This is a genomic window from Chryseobacterium sp. POE27, assembly GCF_039727685.1.
Lineage (GTDB): Bacteria > Bacteroidota > Bacteroidia > Flavobacteriales > Weeksellaceae > Chryseobacterium.
Genome location: NZ_CP152475.1, coordinates 1,554,673 through 1,574,377, shown reverse-complemented (window position 1 = coordinate 1,574,377; position 19,705 = coordinate 1,554,673). Strand labels below are relative to the sequence as shown.

12 protein-coding genes and 2 pseudogenes are annotated in these 19,705 nt (G+C 35.6%); 11 read left to right on the top strand and 3 right to left on the bottom strand.

All coding sequences use genetic code 11. The annotated features are described in order from the left end of the window. Positions 1–65 precede the first annotated feature (65 nt). The 10 genes and pseudogenes from AAHI02_RS07325 to AAHI02_RS07280 all read left to right on the top strand — a co-directional run bounded on the left by AAHI02_RS07325 (position 66) and on the right by AAHI02_RS07280 (position 14,420). Positions 66–395 (top strand): DUF6660 family protein, encoded by a 330-nt coding sequence (locus AAHI02_RS07325; protein WP_072410597.1) that lies wholly within the window; start codon positions 66–68, stop codon positions 393–395. A 159-nt stretch (positions 396–554) separates the two neighbouring features. Beyond that, positions 555–4,920 (top strand): annotated as a pseudogene (locus AAHI02_RS07320) (CusA/CzcA family heavy metal efflux RND transporter). A 1-nt stretch (position 4,921) separates the two neighbouring features. Then, positions 4,922–6,197 (top strand): annotated as a pseudogene (locus AAHI02_RS07315) (efflux RND transporter periplasmic adaptor subunit). 125 nt (positions 6,198–6,322) lie between these two features. Beyond that, positions 6,323–7,201 carry a bestrophin family ion channel gene (locus tag AAHI02_RS07310; RefSeq protein WP_028123473.1) on the top strand — a complete coding sequence of 293 codons (879 nt, stop codon included), beginning with the start codon at positions 6,323–6,325 and terminating at the stop codon, positions 7,199–7,201. 26 nt (positions 7,202–7,227) lie between these two features. Next, a complete protein-coding gene (locus AAHI02_RS07305; RefSeq protein WP_072410598.1) occupies positions 7,228–8,124 on the top strand; it encodes a cation diffusion facilitator family transporter in 897 nt (298 codons plus the stop codon). A 411-nt stretch (positions 8,125–8,535) separates the two neighbouring features. Further along, positions 8,536–10,230: an LTA synthase family protein gene (locus AAHI02_RS07300; protein WP_346986135.1), complete on the top strand. Its 1,695-nt coding sequence runs from the start codon at positions 8,536–8,538 to the stop codon at positions 10,228–10,230. 11 nt (positions 10,231–10,241) lie between these two features. Further along, entirely contained in the window at positions 10,242–10,703 is a 462-nt protein-coding gene (locus tag AAHI02_RS07295; RefSeq protein ID WP_034975913.1) for an MgtC/SapB family protein, read from the top strand. Between the two features lie 27 nt (positions 10,704–10,730). Beyond that, on the top strand, positions 10,731–12,779 hold the full coding sequence (locus AAHI02_RS07290; RefSeq protein ID WP_040995614.1) for a heavy metal translocating P-type ATPase: 2,049 nt from the start codon (positions 10,731–10,733) through the stop codon (positions 12,777–12,779). Positions 12,780–12,989: 210 nt separating this feature from the next. After that, the gene (locus AAHI02_RS07285; RefSeq protein ID WP_034975909.1) at positions 12,990–13,781 is read left to right on the top strand and encodes a phosphatase PAP2 family protein; all 792 of its coding nucleotides are present in this window, start codon (positions 12,990–12,992) and stop codon (positions 13,779–13,781) included. Between the two features lie 444 nt (positions 13,782–14,225). Continuing rightward, on the top strand, positions 14,226–14,420 hold the full coding sequence (locus tag AAHI02_RS07280) for a hypothetical protein (RefSeq protein WP_034975906.1): 195 nt from the start codon (positions 14,226–14,228) through the stop codon (positions 14,418–14,420). A gap of 285 nt (positions 14,421–14,705) precedes the next feature. Here the strand turns inward: AAHI02_RS07280 and AAHI02_RS07275 are convergent, their stop codons facing one another. The 3 genes from AAHI02_RS07275 to AAHI02_RS07265 are packed head-to-tail and all read right to left on the bottom strand — an operon-like array spanning position 14,706 to position 17,586. Next, entirely contained in the window at positions 14,706–15,926 is a 1,221-nt protein-coding gene (locus AAHI02_RS07275; protein WP_034975904.1) for a hypothetical protein, read from the bottom strand. Beyond that, the gene (locus AAHI02_RS07270; protein WP_051879933.1) at positions 15,923–16,369 is read right to left on the bottom strand and encodes a Rieske (2Fe-2S) protein; all 447 of its coding nucleotides are present in this window, start codon (positions 16,367–16,369) and stop codon (positions 15,923–15,925) included. The genes AAHI02_RS07275 and AAHI02_RS07270 overlap by 4 nt, the downstream gene beginning before the upstream one ends. 2 nt (positions 16,370–16,371) lie before the next feature. Next, positions 16,372–17,586, bottom strand: coding sequence for a di-heme oxidoredictase family protein (locus AAHI02_RS07265; RefSeq protein ID WP_346986134.1), 1,215 nt, complete (start codon positions 17,584–17,586; stop codon positions 16,372–16,374). Between the two features lie 1,336 nt (positions 17,587–18,922). Between AAHI02_RS07265 and AAHI02_RS07260 the strand changes: the two genes are divergently transcribed. Continuing rightward, positions 18,923–19,636, top strand: coding sequence for a hypothetical protein (locus AAHI02_RS07260; protein WP_346986133.1), 714 nt, complete (start codon positions 18,923–18,925; stop codon positions 19,634–19,636). Positions 19,637–19,705 lie beyond the last annotated feature (69 nt).

Genomic DNA, 19,705 nt, shown 5'->3' with positions numbered 1-19,705 from the left:
AAATTTTAAAAAAATAGATAAAATTTAATATATATTTATAAATGTAAAATAATTAACTTTGTCGCATGAATTTTCTAAGATTGCTTTTTACAGTCTACTTCATGGCATTATCATTAATGCCATGCATGGATGTTGCAAAAGCGCAATCAAAAAATGAAAATGTATCATATTCCTATATAAAATCTGAGCAAAACGATGCTCATTCAAAAACAGATTCTTGTTCTCCTTTTTGTTATTGTAATTGCTGCAGAATCAGCGTTACTTCGCTCAAAATAAATCCTGTTTTAGAATATCGTAAACAGATAAAAGAGTACTATTCTAAAAAAATTCTTTTCATAAAGAATGACTTTGCATATTTGGTGTACGATCAGATATGGCAACCTCCTAAAATATAATTTTTGTTAATCAGACGGAAGAATTGTCTTTCGTCAAAACAGTTATGGAAACATTGCAATAGCATTGCGTTGTATTCTTACTCATTTTTGTCGCTCGATTTTTAGAACAAATAGTTGTTCCAAAAGGTAGTTGTGACATTCAATAAAAATTATATTCTCATGTTAGATAAAATCATAAGATTTAGCATCAAGAACAAGATTGTCATTGGTATAATGACCTTGTTGTTGATTATTTGGGGAGTTTGGAGCGCAACCAAACTTCCGATCGATGCCACACCCGACATCACCAACAATCAGGTTCAAATAATCACGGTATGTCCTACTTTGGCCGGTCAGGAAGTTGAACAGTTGGTGACATTCCCTATAGAACAGAGTATTGCTAATGTTCCTGATATTGAGGAGACCAGAAGTATTTCACGATTCGGTTTGTCTGTAATCACTGTTGTATTTAAAGAAGAGGTTGACGTTTATTTTGCCCGCCAATTGATCAGTGAAAAGCTGAAGCAGGCTGCTGAAGAAATTCCAAAAGGAATTGGCACACCAGAGTTGGCTCCGGTAAGTACAGGACTTGGGGAAGTATATCAATACATCCTTCATCCAAAGAAAGGAAGTGAGAAAAAATACGATTCCAAAGAACTTCGTACAATGCAGGACTGGATCGTTCGAAGACAGCTTAATGGTACTCCCGGAGTTGCAGAGATTAACAGCTTCGGAGGACAGCTAAAACAATATGAGGTCGCTGTTAACCCTGATCGTCTACGAGCGATGGGAGTTAGTATTTCTGATATTTTTGCAGCTCTTGAAAAAAATAATCAGAACACAGGCGGAGCCTACATTGACAAAAAGCCTAATGCTTATTTTATCCGTGGAATTGGACTTGTGACCTCTCTTGAAGATGTTGGGAATGTTGTAGTTAAAAATGAAACAGGGAGTGTGCCTATATTCATTAAAGATGTTGCTGAGGTTCGTTTGGGAAGTGCGGTTCGATATGGTGCCATGACATTTAATGGTGAGGTGGATGCTGTAGGTGGAGTGGTGATGATGCTTAAAGGTGCTAATAGTAATGAGGTAGTGCAATTAATCAAAGAAAAAATACCAACTATTCAAAAATCTTTACCTACTGATGTGATTATTGAGCCTTATTTAGACAGAACTAATCTAGTTGGCAGAGCTATTGATACTGTCGAGAAAAATCTTATCGAAGGAGCGTTGATAGTGATTTTTGTGCTGGTAGTATTTCTCGGTAATTTACGAGCCGGTCTTATTGTGGCATCTGCCATTCCGTTGTCCTTACTCTTTGCTTTGGGAATGATGAACGTTTTCGGAGTAAGTGCCAACTTAATGAGTTTAGGGGCGATTGATTTTGGATTAATTGTCGACGGAGCTGTTATTATTGTTGAAGCGACTCTTCATCACTTAGGATTGCGGAAAACAACACGTCTTCTTACCCAGTCTGAGATGGATGAAGAGGTATTTCTTTCAGCTTCTAAAATCAGAAGCAGCGCAGCATTTGGGGAGATTATTATTTTGATTGTCTACATTCCTATTTTAACGTTAGTAGGTGTTGAGGGTAAGATGTTTACTCCGATGGCTAAAACTGTAGGTTTTGCAATCTTTGGTGCATTGATATTATCATTGACCTATATTCCAATGATGAGTGCACTTTTTTTATCGAAGAAAATCTCGCATAAAGAAAATTTCTCAGATAAAATGATGAACCGACTCCAAAAAATCTATCAACCTCTACTAGAGAAAGCTTTAAAAGTAAAATATTGGTTAGTAAGTGTTACTGTTGCATTATTTGCAGTTTCATTATTTATATTTGGAAGAATGGGGGGCGAGTTTATCCCTCAACTCCAAGAAGGTGATTTTGCTTTTCACTGTATTCTTCCACAGGGAAGTTCATTAAGTCAGAGTATTGAAACCTCTATGCAGGCCTCCAGGCTGATCAAGCAGTTTGACGAAGTTAAAATGGTTGTAGGGAAGACCGGTGCTGCTGAAGTGCCTACTGATCCAATGCCTCCTGAAGCTACTGATATGATGGTGATCTTAAAACCGCAAAGTGAATGGAAAACAAAAAAATCATATGATGAATTAGCAGATGAGATCTCTGAAAAGCTTGAAGCTATTCCCGGGGTATTTTTCGAAAAAAATCAACCGATCCAGATGCGTTTCAATGAGTTGATGACAGGAATCAGACAAGATGTAGCGGTTAAAATTTTCGGTGAAAATTTAGATTCTTTAGCGATATATGCGGATAAAACAGCAAAAATTATTCAGTCTGTTAATGGTGCGAGTGCTCCACAGATCGAACGTGTTAGTGGTCTTCCGCAAATTAATGTTGAATATGACCGCACAAGAATGGCTAATTACGGGCTGAATATTGAAGACGTAAATACTGCTGTAAGTACTGCTTTTGCAGGTCAGGCTGCAGGTCAGGTATTTGAGAATGAAAGAAGGTTTGATCTGGTGGTTCGTTTGGATAGTTTACATAGAACCAGTATTGATGATGTCAACAATCTGATGGTGTCTACGAAGACAGGAATACAGATCCCGCTTTCACAGGTGTCCAATATCAATTATAAACTTGGCCCCGCACAGATTAGTCGTGAGGCAGGTAAAAGGAGAATCGTCATTGGTTTTAACGTAAAAGGCCGAGATGTAGAAAGTGTAGTAGAAGAAATCCAGCAGAAGCTTAATAAAGAAAAATTACCATCAGGATATTATTATACATATGGCGGACAATTTGAGAATCTTAAAGCTGCCAGTAAACGACTGACCATTGCTGTACCTGTATCATTATTTTTGATCTTTATGCTGTTATATTTTACTTTTGGTTCGCTAAAGCAGGCTGCCTTGATCTTTACGGCAATTCCAATGAGTGCTATCGGCGGTATATTCGCGTTAATGCTTCGCGGTATGCCTTTTAGTATCAGCGCGGGAATTGGGTTTATTGCATTATTTGGTGTAGCGGTACTTAATGGTATTGTGTTGATCGGAACATTTAACGAGTTAGAGAAGGAAGGTGAAACCAATATTTTAAAACGTGTGATGGAAGGAACTAAAACTCGTCTGAGACCTGTTTTAATGACAGCCACAGTCGCATCATTAGGATTTTTACCTATGGCAATTTCAACCGGAGCCGGGGCAGAAGTTCAGAAACCTTTGGCGACCGTTGTAATCGGGGGACTGGTTACAGCAACTTTCTTGACTCTTTTTGTTTTACCGATGTTATACATTATCTTCAGTACTAAACTAAAAATCAAAAAGCCTTCAGGTAATAAGCCACTGACAGCGGTTTTAGTTTTAGGTTTTTTATTCATTGGACAGACCTTTAACGCACAACAAGGTACCCCTGTTACAGTTGAGGAAGCTACGAGCATCGCATTGACCAACAATAATTTAATGCGGTCGAAAGATTTGGATATTAAAGTAACAGAGGCACTGAAACCTACTGCTAAAGAACTTCCAAAAATGAGTTTAGATGCTCAGTTAGGCCAATACAACAGTAAAAAAATTCGATCAATCTTTTTCTATATCTCAAAGTATTCCGTTTCCAACATTGTTTAAAGCAAGAAGAGAACTTATCGCTGAACAGATCAAAGGAAAGCAGATCAATAAGGAGATTTCGGTCAACGAACTTGCAAGACAGGTTAGGACCTATTACTATCAGATCGAATATCTGCAATTTAACCAGTCAAAATTAAAAAATCTGGATAGTTTATATCAGGATTTTATAAGAATTGCTACGGTCAGATTTAAATCAGGAGATATTAAAAAGATAGAGATCAATACTGCAGAAACTCAGAAAGGGGAGATCAATTTGTTGTTGAAGCAAAATGAAGTTTATTTGAATAATGCATACAAAAACTTAAAAACCTTATTGAATACTTCGGGAGACATCTCGGTTCCTTATAACACAAATTATGAGCCCCTGAAAGCTAATTATGTATTTGACAGCGCGTCAATAGCGAATCATCCAACAGTAAGGTCTTACTATCAGGAGATGACCATAGCAGAAAAAAATAAAAACGTTGAAAGGTCTCTGGGCCTACCTGATTTCAGTATAGGTTACACCAATCAGTCTTTAATCGGTACCCAGACGATCAATGGTATGGATCGGAATTTTAATGCGGGAAATAGATTTCACGCAGCAACTATTGGCGTTACGATTCCCCTGACTTTCGGTGCTACAAAAGCGAGAATGCAATCTTGGGAGTTCCAAAAGCAAGTAGCGGAATCTAATGCAAAATTACAGCAAAAACAGCTGGAAGCGCAACTGGAAAACGCTTTGAATCAATATCAGCAGGATGTAGAGCAATATAATTATTATATTAATCAGGCTATACCCAATGCTGAGAAAATAGCTAAAGCCGGACAATTGGGATATAAAACAGGAGAAATTTCCTACGTTGAATATCTTTTTGCGCTTCAGACTTCTACCAATATTCAATTAAAGTATCTCGAATCGATTCAACAGGTTAATCAATCTGTTATTACCATTAATTCTATCATAAACAAATAAAATGAAAATTAAATATAATATAGTATCTACGCTGTTAATTTCTTTTTTAGTCTTAAGCTGTGGAAAAAAAGAAGCCTCTGAGGAAACGGAAGTAAAAGCAAAAACCGAACAGGTAGAGGAGGCTCATGAAGAGGCACCGCAAACGATCGCGGCATTAACAGAAGAACAAATGAAAGCAGTCGGAATCTCCTTAGGTAAAATTGAGATGAAAGATCTGACCTCACTTGTTAAAGCCAATGGTGTATTGAGTGTTCCCAACAATAGAAAAGCTACCGTTACCTCTCTGTATGGTGGGGTGATTAAGACATTAAATGTACAGATAGGAGATCATGTGAGGAAAGGGCAGGTAATTGCATCAATCAATAATCCCGAGTATATTCAGCTTCAGGAGCAATATCTTACAGTGAACAGCAGGATCGCGTTTGCTGAACAGGAATATAGAAGGCAACGTGAACTATTTGATAATGATGCCGGAGCAAAAAAAGAATCTGCAAAGCTCTGATGCTGAATTAAAAAGTTTAAGAACCCAAAGATCATCACTACAGAGACAGCTCCAGCTTATGGGGATCAGCCCGGGTAAAGTAAGCAATGGTAATCTACGATCTGGGTTGGTTATAACTTCACCGATCAGTGGAACCGTAAGCAGTATCAATGCGCAGATTGGAAGTTATGTTGATGTGGCATCACCAGTTCTTGATATTATTGATAATAGTTCTATCCATTTAGATCTTCAGGTTTTTGAAAAGGATCTACCTAAAATGAAAGTTGGACAAACTGTACAGTTTAAGCTGACCAATAATCCGGAAACTTTGTATAACGCTACCGTATTTAGTATCGGGTCGTCATTCGAAAATGAGAGTAAAACGATCTCTGTACATGCGAGTGTTACAGGAAATAAAGTGGGGTTGATCGATGGGATGAATGTTACCGGAATGGTAAGCCTTGGAAACTCAAGCACCGCTGCCGTTCCTGATGAAGCAATCGTGGAAGCTGACGGTAAATTCTATGTTTTCATACAGACTTCTAAAAAGCCTGAAGAACATGCTGAAGAGGAAGAAGGGGGTGAGAAAGAGGAAGGTACAAAAGAGGCAGCGCATACCAAGAATCAAGGAAAAACATTGAATTTTGAGAAAATAGAAATTGTTAAAGGTTCTTCAGATCTAGGTTATACTGCAATCACTCCAGTGACCAAAATTGCACCTGATACAAACATTGTGGTAAAAGGTGCATTCTTCGTCAATGCTAAATTATCTAATTCAGGAGGGCATGAAGATTAGATTTATTATTACGAAAGCCTTTATATAAAAGTTTCAGCTGTAATAAAAAATAACATTATGCTACGAATCGAATTAAATCGTGAACTACGTATCATAATGTTATATCAAATCTATAAACAAAAGTTATGTTACTAAACAAGAAAATTTCAATCTGGTATTTTATTGATCAAATTAAAAGCCAAATATTACTGATTGTTATACTTGCTGTAGGTATAGGTTTGTTGGATCTGCATCCTATTTTCAAAAAAATATCAATTCCATTAAGCATTCCCGCAATTTTAGGAACTGCTGTATCACTGCTACTTGCATTTAGGACGGCGCAGTCATACGAGAGATGGTGGGAAGCAAGAACCGTTTGGGGTGCTATTGTTAATGATTCCAGGTCTCTTATCCGATTAATTATTCAGTTCATTCCTCAGGATAGTGCGGACGTTAAAATATTTGCAGAAAGACAAATCGTATGGGTCTATGCGTTAGGCGAAGCATTAAGAAAACAGCCTTTTTCCGGTAAAGTAGGGGAGTATTTGAATATGCATCAGATTAACGCTGTTAATATACCCAATGCAATTTTGGATGAACATTCTTATCACTTAAGACAAATAGCCGAAAAAGGATTGGTATCAGATTTCAAGGAGGTTCAGCTTAACGAAGTTCTCATGAGGCTGTGTGACAATATGGGAAAATGTGAAAGATTGAAAAATACGGTATTTCCACGTGCCTATAGTATTTTACTGCATACTCTTATATATGTTTTTGCTTTTATACTCCCTTTCGGATTGGAAGATTCCCAGCTCACCTTGGAAATTATTACAACGATCACTATTCCTCTGCTATTTATAGCCATTGAGAAAACAGCAATCATCATGCAGGATCCTTTCGAGAATACTCCTGTGGATACGCCAATGACATCTATTGCACAAACTATAGAAATCAATATTTTACAGATGATCAAAGAAAATGATATTCCTGTTAAAAAAGAAAATAATACTTACTTCGAAATGTAGAGTCAATCTAGTAAATACATAAAATTATGAGCGACACAAATAAACAGACTGGATCTGCATCAAGCAGACATAAGAAAAATTTACTCATCGTCCTAGCACTAAGTGGTACTTATCTTATTGCTGAAGTCATTGGAGGAATTGCAACAAAAAGTCTTGCATTGCTTGCGGATGCTGCTCACATGCTAACAGATGTTGTCGGTTTACTCCTAGCATTTATTGCAATCAAAATTGGTGAGAGAAAGGCTAGTCCTGAAAAAACATTTGGGTACTATCGCACAGAGATTTTGGCTGCTGTGATTAATGCTGTTGTGCTATTGGGTATCTCATTATTTGTTTTATATGAGGCATTTCAAAGATTTAAAAATCCTCCTGAAGTGCAAAGTGGCTCCATGATGATCGTTGCAGGAATTGGTTTTGTGGTCAATATCATCGGTATCCTTATCATAAGAAAGGACTCCAATGAAAGTCTTAATATGAAAGGTGCTTATTTTGAGGTCTTGTCGGATATGCTGACATCCGTAGGAGTAATGATCGCAGGTGTGATAATGCTGACAACACAATGGTATTACGCAGATCCGATCATTTCTGCGGCAATAGGTCTATTAATCATTCCCAGAACCTTAAAGTTGCTTATGGAAGCGGTTAATGTCTTATTGGAAGGTACACCGAAAGATGTAGATATCAGCAAGCTTAGAGCATCACTGGAAGAACTCCCGGAAATCAAGGGACTCCACGATCTTCATGTTTGGTCTCTTACGTCAGGCGTTAATGCCATGAGTGCTCATGTGATTGCAGATGAAAATAAAAATCGCAACGAAATCCTGAAAATATTAACAGACAAAGTGACAACAGATTTTAAAATAACCCACACCACTTTTCAAATCGAATATGAAGGCTATGATGAAAGTGTAATACACTTATAGATGAACGGTAAAAATAGATTGATAATAAATAAAATCTAATGGTTAGTTCTCTATCACATAAAATTGATTTCAAAGGATAATAATGTTTTAATCACTTATAAAACTTGTTTATGAGACTAATTAAAATTAAGAGAAGCACTTATAGCCTGCTCACTAATTTTTTCTTATTATACATGATCTTGTCCTTTTTTCTTAGGATAGGGCTTTCTGTGGCCAGCATTCAAAAAGCTGATCTTAGTTTTATTTCATTGTTGAAAGTATTTGCTATGGGATTTTTGTTTGATATTGGTGTAGGGGTATTTTTTTGTGCTACCATACAGCCTATATCTGCTTTTGTTTCCCCAGAAATATAATAATTCGCTTTTCAATAGAGCTATGACTTTTTTTTGTTTTACTGTAGCTGTGCTTATATTGTTGTTTTCATTTTTTGCTGAAGTAACATTCTGGCAGGAATTTGAAAGTCGGTTTAATTTTATTGCAGTTGATTATTTGGTTTATACCTATGAAGTAATCAATAATATTAATGAATCATATCCTTTGCCATTGCTCATTACAGCCATGTTACTAATGACCTCTTTGGTATTTTTACTTTTCTATAAGAGGCATTATTTCACAGATAATTTTGAAGGCAGTACACCTTTTATACAGCGATTCACTATTTTTTTAGGATTGCTTTTTATTTCAGTCTTCTACACATTTTTTATTGACAACAGTTTAGCAGAGAGCAGTGAGAACAGGTATAGGAATGAGTTGTCAAAATCAGGAATCTATTCTTTTTTTTCAGCTTATAAAAATAACGAGATCAATTATGAGCACTTCTACACACTCATCGATAATAGAGAGGCGTTTAATATTGTGAGAACTGATCTGCAGGAAACTGACTCACATTATGTATCAAAAGATTTCTCAATTGTACGTAACATTAAGGGAGATGACTCCTCTGAGAAGCCCAATGTTATTATGATCACATTGGAAAGTTTCAGTGCAGACTTTATGAAAACATTTGGCAACAATCAGAATCTGACACCTACGTTGGACTCATTGGCGAATCGAAGCATTTTATTTACCAATATGTATGCTACCGGAACAAGAACCGTGCGAGGAATGGAGGCACTTTCACTTGCCGTTCCGCCTACACCGGGGAATAGTATTGTTCGTAGGAAAGCCAACGATAATCTGACCACTGTAGGATCTATCTTCGGTCAAAAGGGATATGATACTTCATTCTTATATGGTGGTGATGGATATTTTGATAATATGAATAATTATTTCGGTAATAATGGATACACAATTGTTGACAGGAAAAGAAATTCTTTTGTAGGGGAAGATTATCAGTCTCCAAGAATACCAATAGAAGACAATGAGGTCACTTTTGAAAATGCCTGGGGTATTAGTGATGAAAATCTTTATGATCAGGTGATAAAGCAAGCAGATCAAAAATTTGCAGCGGGGAAACCTTTTTACGATTTTGTAATGAACACTTCCAATCATCGTCCTTATACATATCCTGAAGGAAAGATTGATATTCCCTCGGGATCGGGAAGGGAAGGCGCCGTGAAATACACAGATTATGCGATCGGTCAGTTTTTTAAAAAGATAAAGAATAAATCCTGGTACAAAAATACCATTGTTATAATTGTTGCAGATCATTGTGCCAGCAGTGCGGGCAAGAACGATATCGATGTCGCAAAATACCATATCCCTGCAATGATTGTCAACCTGAACGACAACGAACCATTCAGAATTGAAAAAATGTGCTCTCAGATCGATTTGTATCCAACACTTTTCGCACTTTTAGGTTGGACATATCAGAGTAATCTTTATGGTAAAAATGTTTTAGGCGAAAGCTATATTCCAAGAATATTTGTAAGTACCTATCAGAAACTTGGATATATGGAAAACAACAAATTGGTTATTCTAGGTCCACAGCAAAAAACAGAGACGTATTTGTATGACAAGGAGAAAAATAAACAAAATCCAGAGATGCTGTCTGAACAGTATGTAAAAAAAGCGATAGCAAATTATCAGTCGGCCTACTATCTTTTCAAGAATGAAGGATTAAAACAGAAGCGGATTAAAAAGGGAAATATAACCACAACTAGATAAAGTGATATAAAATGGATCTAAAATTTGAACTTTTACTTGCCGGAAAATTATTATTAGCACTGTTTTTTGGCGCGATAATAGGTTTCGAAAGAGAAACTGCCCATAAAGATGCAGGGGTTCGCACTTTTGGCGTTCTCTGTATGGCTTCTTGCTTATTTGTGGCAGTTGCCTCGCATCTTACAGATGATAAATCTGCAATAGCGAGAATGTTGGCGGCGATACCTGCCGGTTTAGGATTTATCGGAGCTGGACTGGCATTTAAAGATAGTTCCAAAAGCATGCAGGGGCTTACAACATCCACTGCTTTATGGGCTGCATCGGCAATAGGATCTGCCCTTGCACTGAACATGTTTTTGTTATCTTTTTTAGCAACTGTTCTTACCTTGTTCATCTTAAGTATTAACAAATTTGGCTGGTATAAAAAAATTCTAAAAACCGGAAGACAATCAGACCAGGATATATATATAAAGTAACCTAAAAATCATAAAAATAATATTATTATGGAACATAAACACATCTACGACGAAAATGGAAAGCAGCTCTGCTGTACTCCACAGGAAGGCAAAATCTATAAAGATGCTGGAGCCAAAAAATTAGTTGAAGAAGACGGATGCTGCGCTCCAAAGAAGAAAACGGAAGATCATCAACATACAGATGATGATGGACATGATCATGCAGAAACTGATAAAACAGCGTTTCAGATGTTCTTGCCTGCGATTATTTCTTTGGTATTGTTATTAGCAGGCATTGCATTGGACAATTACATTAAGCCTGAATGGTTTAAAGACTGGGTACGTATTGTCTGGTACGGTGTTGCTTATCTACCGGTAGGCCTACCGGTTTTAAAAGAGGCATTTGAAAGTATCAAACAAGGTGATGTGTTTTCAGAATTTTTCCTTATGAGCATTGCAACGATAGGGGCTTTCATTATCGGAGAATTTCCTGAAGGAGTAGCGGTTATGTTGTTCTATGCAGTAGGAGAGGTTTTTCAGACTCTGGCTGTGTCGAGAGCTAAAACCAATATTAAGGCTCTTTTAGATCAACGTCCTGATGAGGTAACGATTATTGAAAATAATCAGCCTAAAAAAATCAAAGCTGCCGAAGCCAAAATCGGGGATACGATTCAGTTAAAATCAGGAGAAAAACTGGCATTGGACGGAGAACTGATCTCCGATTCTGCGTCTTTCAATACCGCAGCGTTAACAGGAGAGAGCAAACCTGATTCTAAAAATAAAGGTGAAACAGTTTTAGCCGGAATGATCAATATGAACAGCGTAGCTTTGATTAAGGTTAATACAGCTTATGAGGATAGCAAACTCAGTAAGATCCTTGAACTGGTACAAAATGCAACAGCTCAAAAAGCTCCGACTGAACTTTTTATCAGAAAATTTGCAAGAATTTACACCCCAATTGTGGTTGCATTAGCTGTTTTGATCTGCTTAGTACCTTATTTCTTTGTTGATGATTATGTTTTCAGAGATTGGTTGTACAGAGCATTGATTTTCTTAGTTATATCTTGTCCGTGTGCATTGGTGATCTCTATCCCGCTTGGCTATTTTGGAGGTATCGGAGCAGCGAGCCGCAATGGTATATTATTTAAAGGAAGCAACTTTTTGGATAAGATCGCTGAGATTCAGAATGTGGTAATGGATAAGACCGGAACTATGACAGAAGGTGTTTTCAAAGTTCAGGACGTTACCATTAAAGAAGGATTTGACAAAGATGAGATTCTCCAATTGGTCAATGTTGTTGAAAGTAAAAGTACCCATCCTGTGGCTACTGCTGTTCACGAGTTTGTAGGAGAGATCAACAATTCGATCAATTTAGAGGATACTGAAGAAATTGCAGGGCATGGGCTTAAAGCGAGAGCTAATGGGAAGGAAATCCTGGTGGGTAATTTTAAACTATTGGATAAATTTAAGATCGGTTATGATGTAGACCCATCCAAAATCGTATATACGGTGATAGCTATCGCATATGATGGAAAATTTGCAGGATTCATTACGATTGCCGACCGAATCAAGGACGATGCAAAGCAAGCAGTTGAAAAACTTCATAGCTTGAATGTAAAAGCGACTATGCTAAGTGGTGACAAGACAACTGTAGTAAAATATGTGGCTGAGCAGATCGGTATTGACAATGCTTTTGGAGACCTGCTTCCGGAAGATAAGGTCAACAAGGTCAAAGAAATCAAAGCAAGAAATGAAAGTGTGGCTTTTGTTGGTGATGGTGTAAATGATGCGCCTGTAGTAGCATTAAGTGATGTTGGAATAGCAATGGGTGGACTTGGCAGCGATGCGACCATCGAAACTGCCGATGTTGTGATCCAGGATGATAAACCATCAAAAATACCTATGGCGATCAATATTGGAAAGAAGACCAAAAGGATCGTCTGGCAGAATATCATTCTTGCCTTTGTTGTAAAAGCCATCGTGCTCGTACTTGGAGCTGGTGGACTGGCTACGATGTGGGAAGCTGTATTTGCTGATGTGGGAGTTGCTTTGATTGCAATACTCAATGCAGTCAGGATTCAAAGAATGAAATTTTAAAAGAGATTATCACAGATAAAAATAGAGCAAATTCTAGTATCCTGTTTCCTTAGGATATTACAATTCTAAGGAAAATTTGCCTCCACTCATATTATTAAGATTGAGTTCCCATAAAAGATGGGAACAGGGAAGTTACATCCAATTTTACGATATAAAATTGAATACTATTAATGTTAGATCCGAACAATAAAAATCAGAAATATAATTTTTATGTGGACTTATGTAAAAAAAAACTCAATACTAATCCTTTTACTGAAATTCTCTCTAAGTATTTATGCTCAGGATAGTTTGTCATTGCAAAAAACTGCTCAACAAGATTCTTTAATAATAAGAGATGATACTTTGGATTATAAAAAACTTATTGTTCCGGTTAGCTTGATATCGGCAGGTGCAATTGGTTTTACAATTCCTGAAATCAAAAAGTTTGATTATGATGTGAGAAGGGAGGTAAACGATCATACATTAAACAATTCAAAATTAGACAACTATACCTTATTTGTACCAGCTGCGCTCGTTTATGGTTTAAACATAGCGGGTGTTCGAGGGAAACATAACTTAAAAGATCGAACGATCATTTTAGCAACATCACAAGCTATCTTATTGGCAATAGTTATTCCTTCAAAATCATTGATCGGCAGGGAGCGGCCTGATCAATCAAATTATATGTCATTTCCCTCAGGTCATGCAGCGATCGCATTTTCAACTGCACAGTTTATGTTCAGAGAATATAGGGACAGCAATTATTGGATCAGTCTGTCAGGATATCCGTTTGCCATTTTTACTAGTGTGTACAGAATCATCAATAATAAGCATTGGGTTACAGATGTCCTGTCTGGTGCTGGTATCGGAATTTTTTCTACTGAGATAGCATATTGGTTATATCCAAAGATCAAAACTTTATTTAAAAGTAAGAATGAAAAAACATTATCTATGATTTCTCCTTATTTCCAGAAGAGTTATCAGCAGAAAAGTTTGGGTTTGAATTACCAGCTATTTTTTTAAATGAGAAATTATGGGATTTAAAAGACGATTTAGGAGACGAATAATCAGGAGGGGAAAGCATCGGCTTGCGTCAGAAGATATATTCTATTTGATAGTTTTTAGTATCCTGATACTATCTCTTATAACATATGGATTTAAGAAATATTTTCATCCTGTCAAAGACCATCATTTTAAATATCATCAAAGTAAAAACTAATCAATCTACTTCCTAAAACGATCAATAGTTAACTATGGACAGATAGAAATAATATTTTTTTAGAGTAATGTTTTAACATATCACGTTTTTAAAGGACATTTAAAATTATTTAGATGTTTGAAGCAATATTGTTTAAAACAATGGAAAGTATTTAAAATCAGTAGATTATAGCTTTGTTTTGGCATCTTATTTGCCTTTCACAAATAACAACATATATAAATTAATATTCACCTTTAAATTAAAATGTTATGAACAGCGAAGATCAAAAAAAAGAGACACACGACCATCCAGAACATCACGAACACAAAGAACATCATCCGCACAAGGAACATCACGAGGGTCCTGAACATGCAGATGAGCCGGAGCATCACGATGAGGCCGAGCATCATCAAGAAAAAGAACATCACGATGAGAAAGAACATCATGATGAGAATAAGAAGTAAATAGCATAGTTCTTATAAATACTGAATTTCAATACTGGAATTCAGTATATTTTTAATAATATAATGTACCGTATTTTAATCTTTCTTCATAAGTGAGCATTTTCAAATATTAATATTTAATTGAGTCGTTATGTATAAAATCTAGATTGAATTCGCTAATTCCAGTAATCCTACGAAACAGTCTTTCTTGCTTTTTGTCCCTTAACAAAAACATAAAGAATATCCACGGAGTATTAACTCAAGAATGACTTTTTGCTCAATCCTAAGATCTGCGGAGGCAAATTATTAGAAATACGTTGAAATACCAAAGCTGAAGCCTACAGTTTTTGCCGCAGGGTTCGCAAAAATGTCTTTCTGTTTCTGAAATCTATAATTAAGTCTAAAAACAGTTTGTGCATTGGGTCTAAAACTGATTGCAGGCATAATACTCCATAAATCTTCTCCAATTTTGCTGTTGTCTTCTCTGAAATGACCTACGTTCCAATCTACATACTCTAAACGGCATGCAAGATTAACGGTTGCTCTTTCCCAATCCAAAATTTTTCTTTTAATTATTGGCTGAACAATGTCTATAAATCCTCCATGCTGCCTGTCTCCATATTGTTGTGTATAAGTTTCCGGGACATCTACTTTAACCCAAGCCCATTCTGCAGTAATTAAAGTTCCAAGGTTTGGAAGTGTATTATTATAATCCAATGCAAATACCCGAACCCTTCTTTTATCGTCAACCTGAAGACCTTCATCCTGAAATTTATTATAGATTCCTCCCATATAAGAGACTCCAAATTCTCCTGCTTTTTCATGTCTTGTGGCAATTTTTGCTGTTAAAAGAGGAACACCGCTGTTAATTTCTTCAAAACGTTCAGGATTACTTTTGGCAGCAGGTAAGTACGTTTTGTTTTGATTATTGTCAATAATTGAATTATCAAAATTTCCTGATAGATATACCTCGTATCCGAACATCCACTCGGCTTTATACATTTTTCCATAAAATCCGAAACCAGCATTACTGAATGTAGCAGGCAACATTTCTGTAGCAGATATAGGACGATCGGTAAACTCCCATTTCGGACCGTCATGATTTTGGTTGAAAGCACCAATTGGATTCATAATAATTCCTCCTCTCAAATTAAGCAAGGGATTAAACTCTACATCAATGGCAGCAAATTCAATATTAATCTCTTTACCTCCTTCTTCTAATTCTATTTCACTCAGAAATTTAATTTTTGAGGAAATTGTAGAAGATACAAAAAGTGTCATCCTACGTAATTGAAATTGATGTCCATCAGATATACCATCAGTGCTGATATGCTGCCAATTGGCTTCCGCATAGCCACCAATAGAGACAGGCACTTTCCCTAATCCTAAGAAGGGACGCTTGTAAACGGCATCCATGTTCAAAGAGCGAGAACTGTCTACAGGTATTCTTTTTAGTAATTCAGAATCTATCTGTGCTGTGGCTTCCTGAAAAATTAAAATTATAATTAGATAGATAATTTTTTTCATACCGGTTTTTTTAAAGAAATTTTCAAAAAATCCGATTCTATGTATACTGGAAATTTTCTTAAGGTCTGATCAGCAGGACCGTTTTGTACTAAACCTTGGTTGGAAAATTCACTACCATGTGCAGGACACTGTAGCTTATCTCCAAATACTTGTAACTGGCTACCCTGATGGGTACATTGCATCCATAATGCTTCATACTCAGTTTCCGAAAAACGAAATACACAAATGGGATATTTGAGAGATTCATTTTGAATAATTACATAGGATAATTTTTTGTCAGGATATTTTGTATCCATAAAATCCTCCAAAGGCAATATGATATAATCGTCTTTAATCGCTCCTGAAATCATTTTATTGCTTATACACCCTGAAAGAATGGGAGGAATTGCAGTAAAGCCTAAACAGACCAAACTGCATTTTTTGAGAAATTCAAGTCTGTCCATAATTATAAGGATTTCAAAAATTTAATAATAGCTTCTTTTTCTTGGACTGGTAATTGAGTGTAATTGGTTCTGCTGGTTGCAGCCTCTCCCCCGTGAAGCTGTATTGCTTCTTCTATACTTTTTGCCCTGCCATCATGCATTAAGAAGTATTGACCGCCTTGTGATTTTGGAGATAAACCTAACCCCCACAGTGCAGGCGTACGCCATTCATAAGTTTTCGCAGTGCCTTCCGTATAGTTGTCATCCAAAGAAGCACCCATATCATGAAGTAATAAGTCTGTGTACGGATAAAACTTTTTATTGGATAATGGTGAAATTGAGGAGGATGAAGTTTTCAGTTCCGGGACATGACATTTATTACAACTTATCTGAGAAAATATAGTCTGACCTTGTTTAATGATACTATTTTCTGCGTCTCGCTGAATAGGTGTTTTCAATGTACGAAGATAAAATACAACATCTGCGATGGTCTTATCAGAAACTTCGGGATCAACATTCATTCCTGAATAAACATCGTGAGGATTAAAAGTTGAAGTAATGCCCATATCTTGATTGTAAGCATTAACGGTTTGTTGTAGTAAACTGTATGTGGATGCCTTTTTACCAAATCTTCCGATATACTTCCCTCCTTTTGTTACAGCAAAGAAGAATGGTGCTTGATATGCCGGAAGATCAATATAATTGGGGACTCCTGAGATGCCATCATTATTTGTATCAAAAGGGTCAGCCATTGCCAAAATATCCATATCAGAAACCAATTCAATAAAACCTAATCCGGTATTGGCAGGCGGAGTAAATTTAGAAAATGTTGCTCCGGGAGGAATTGCTTCCGGAGTATAACCTGGTATCGCCCTATTTTGCAATTGAGGACCACCTAAAAGCAAAAATAAATTTCCTGTTTCGTCAGTCTGTCCAAAACGTATAAGAGTAGTAAAGGGAGTCCCTTTTCCATCACCAGCATGACAGCTTCCACAACTTGTTGCCACGAAGGTTGGACCAAGACCTTTCCCGACCGTGAAGGTTTCATCGTTAAAGGCGATATCCCCTCGCAAAAATTGTTGGTTTTCAGCATATGATAACCCCACAATGGAGCCATCAAGTAATTCACTCTCATCTATCGCTTCAGGCTGAAGTTTATCACAAGCTTGTACGATCAGAAAAAGAAGATAGAAAATTATAATAATAGGTATATATCTCTTGCTCACGTTTTTTTTCAAATATAATAAAAAGTTAGATTAATCTAACTTTTTATTTCGCTATGTCTAATTATTTTTATGACTGCTGTGCATTTATAGCAAACACTATAAATAAAGATTAGATAATTTGAAACGGAATTTAATCTCAGGATATGTGCTGTTAGGATATTTTTCTTGAAAAACAATAACCTTTATCGCATAGTAAATTAATGTGGATATTGAACAGTCCTAGTGTACAAATTTTAATAGCCAGACGAAACAGTTGGTTGCCAAGTGCTAAGGTTGACCGTCTTAATAGTAGTAGGTAATTATTTTTTGTAAATTATACAATTTTACCATCTAAACTTACCAAAGATAAAAAGGATGATAGTTCATTAATGATTTTTGGTTTGGGGATTTATATCAAAAGCGAAAAATGATTAGGGCAGGGTATATTTGTTATTTGAAAATCTGTGGATTATGGAAGAGATAGAAAAAAGATCTACATTTATTTGTGAAAAATAAAAAAAAACATATCTTTGCACCAGTAAAAACGACGCACTCTATTTTTGTTTATTAAAGTGACCTATTCGGTGACCTAAAAATAAGAGAACGACATAAAGCTTATGGATAGGGAGTTTTTCAAATAAGAACAAGTCCCGTCCGGATCGCAACTATTATAAAATGGTGAGTGCTGTAAAATATTTTACAGCACTTTTTTTATGTAAAAAATCGTAATAATAAAGTGATTCTCCATTGTGAAAGTTTTTTATTAATGATGTTATTTTATAAAAGCTTTTTGTTTAATTAATTGCTATCAATGATGATGTAAGTTTACAATTTGTTAAAAATAAAAACATATTGTTTTATTTGAACAAAATAAAAAAACTATATCTTTGCTAGACTTGAAAAGAATTATTTTAATGATTTAATTAAGATAAACTTGTGATAAAATAGATTGATTATAATCAATATAGTCTAAGTAGTTGCTTTAAAAGAATGGAGAAATAAATAATTCTGAAATTTAGGAAATGACATCTTCTACTATTCGTTCCGTCCGATTACACGGAAATCGAAATTGTAAGATTAGAGCAATTTTAGGCATAATATTTGAAGAGAAATGCCGATGTGCTAAATGCTGACTTCTGAGATGATTCTGGCTACAAAGATTTTTTATTTTAAGTTCAGTACATGAAATTTTGGAAGTTATCAATGAAATTCAGAAAATGGGAGCTATATCTTAGCTTATAATTATATTTTAAATATATTCACAAAAGTCAAATTGTAGTCAAATTGTAATTAGTTTTAACTATAAAGCATGTAAAACACTATCATATAAATATTTCTTTCAATATGATATTAATGGCAAAGAAGTTTAATGGATTTGGATAGGACAATAATTATATATGATTCTGTACAATATTTTGTACCTATCATAGAAGAAAAAGGGATAAGATGTTTTTCTTCTTTTAGAAGTGTAGGAAAAGCTGAAAAAATTCTCAGAAAGTTTTCATTAAAAATCAATTTCAAAAAAAATGTATGGTATGGCGATTGGAAAAAATATATTAAGGATGTTGATACCGTAATTATTTTTGCGACAAACCGATATGATTTTATTGCATATTTAGCAGATAACAATCCGGGTATAAGAATAATCGTCTGGTATTGGAACCCTGTATTCAGGTGTTTTAATCCCGGAAATTTAACAAGAAAAAACGTAGAATATTGGTCTTTTGATCAAAATGATTGCAGAAAATATAATCTTCAATTCAATTCTACATTTTATTTTGATAATATCAAGTTAGATGAAAAAAACACAGTCAAAAATGACATTGTTTTTATTGGCGCAGATAAAGGTAGGAAATCGGCATTAGATTTAATAAATGGAGACTTGACTAAAAAAGGGCTAAGAGCTTTATTCCATGTTGTACCCGATAAAAATCAACCTAATCCCCAAAATATAAAGCCTTTAGCTTATAGTGATTATTTGAAATTAATTTCGGAGTCAACTGTAATTTTAGATTATTTGCAAGCAGGACAGGCCGGAGCAACATTAAGACCAATGGAATCGATTTTTTTCAAAAAAAATTAATTACCAATGATACAAATATCAAGGTTGAGTCTTTTTATAATCCTGCTAATATTTTTATACTAGGTGAAG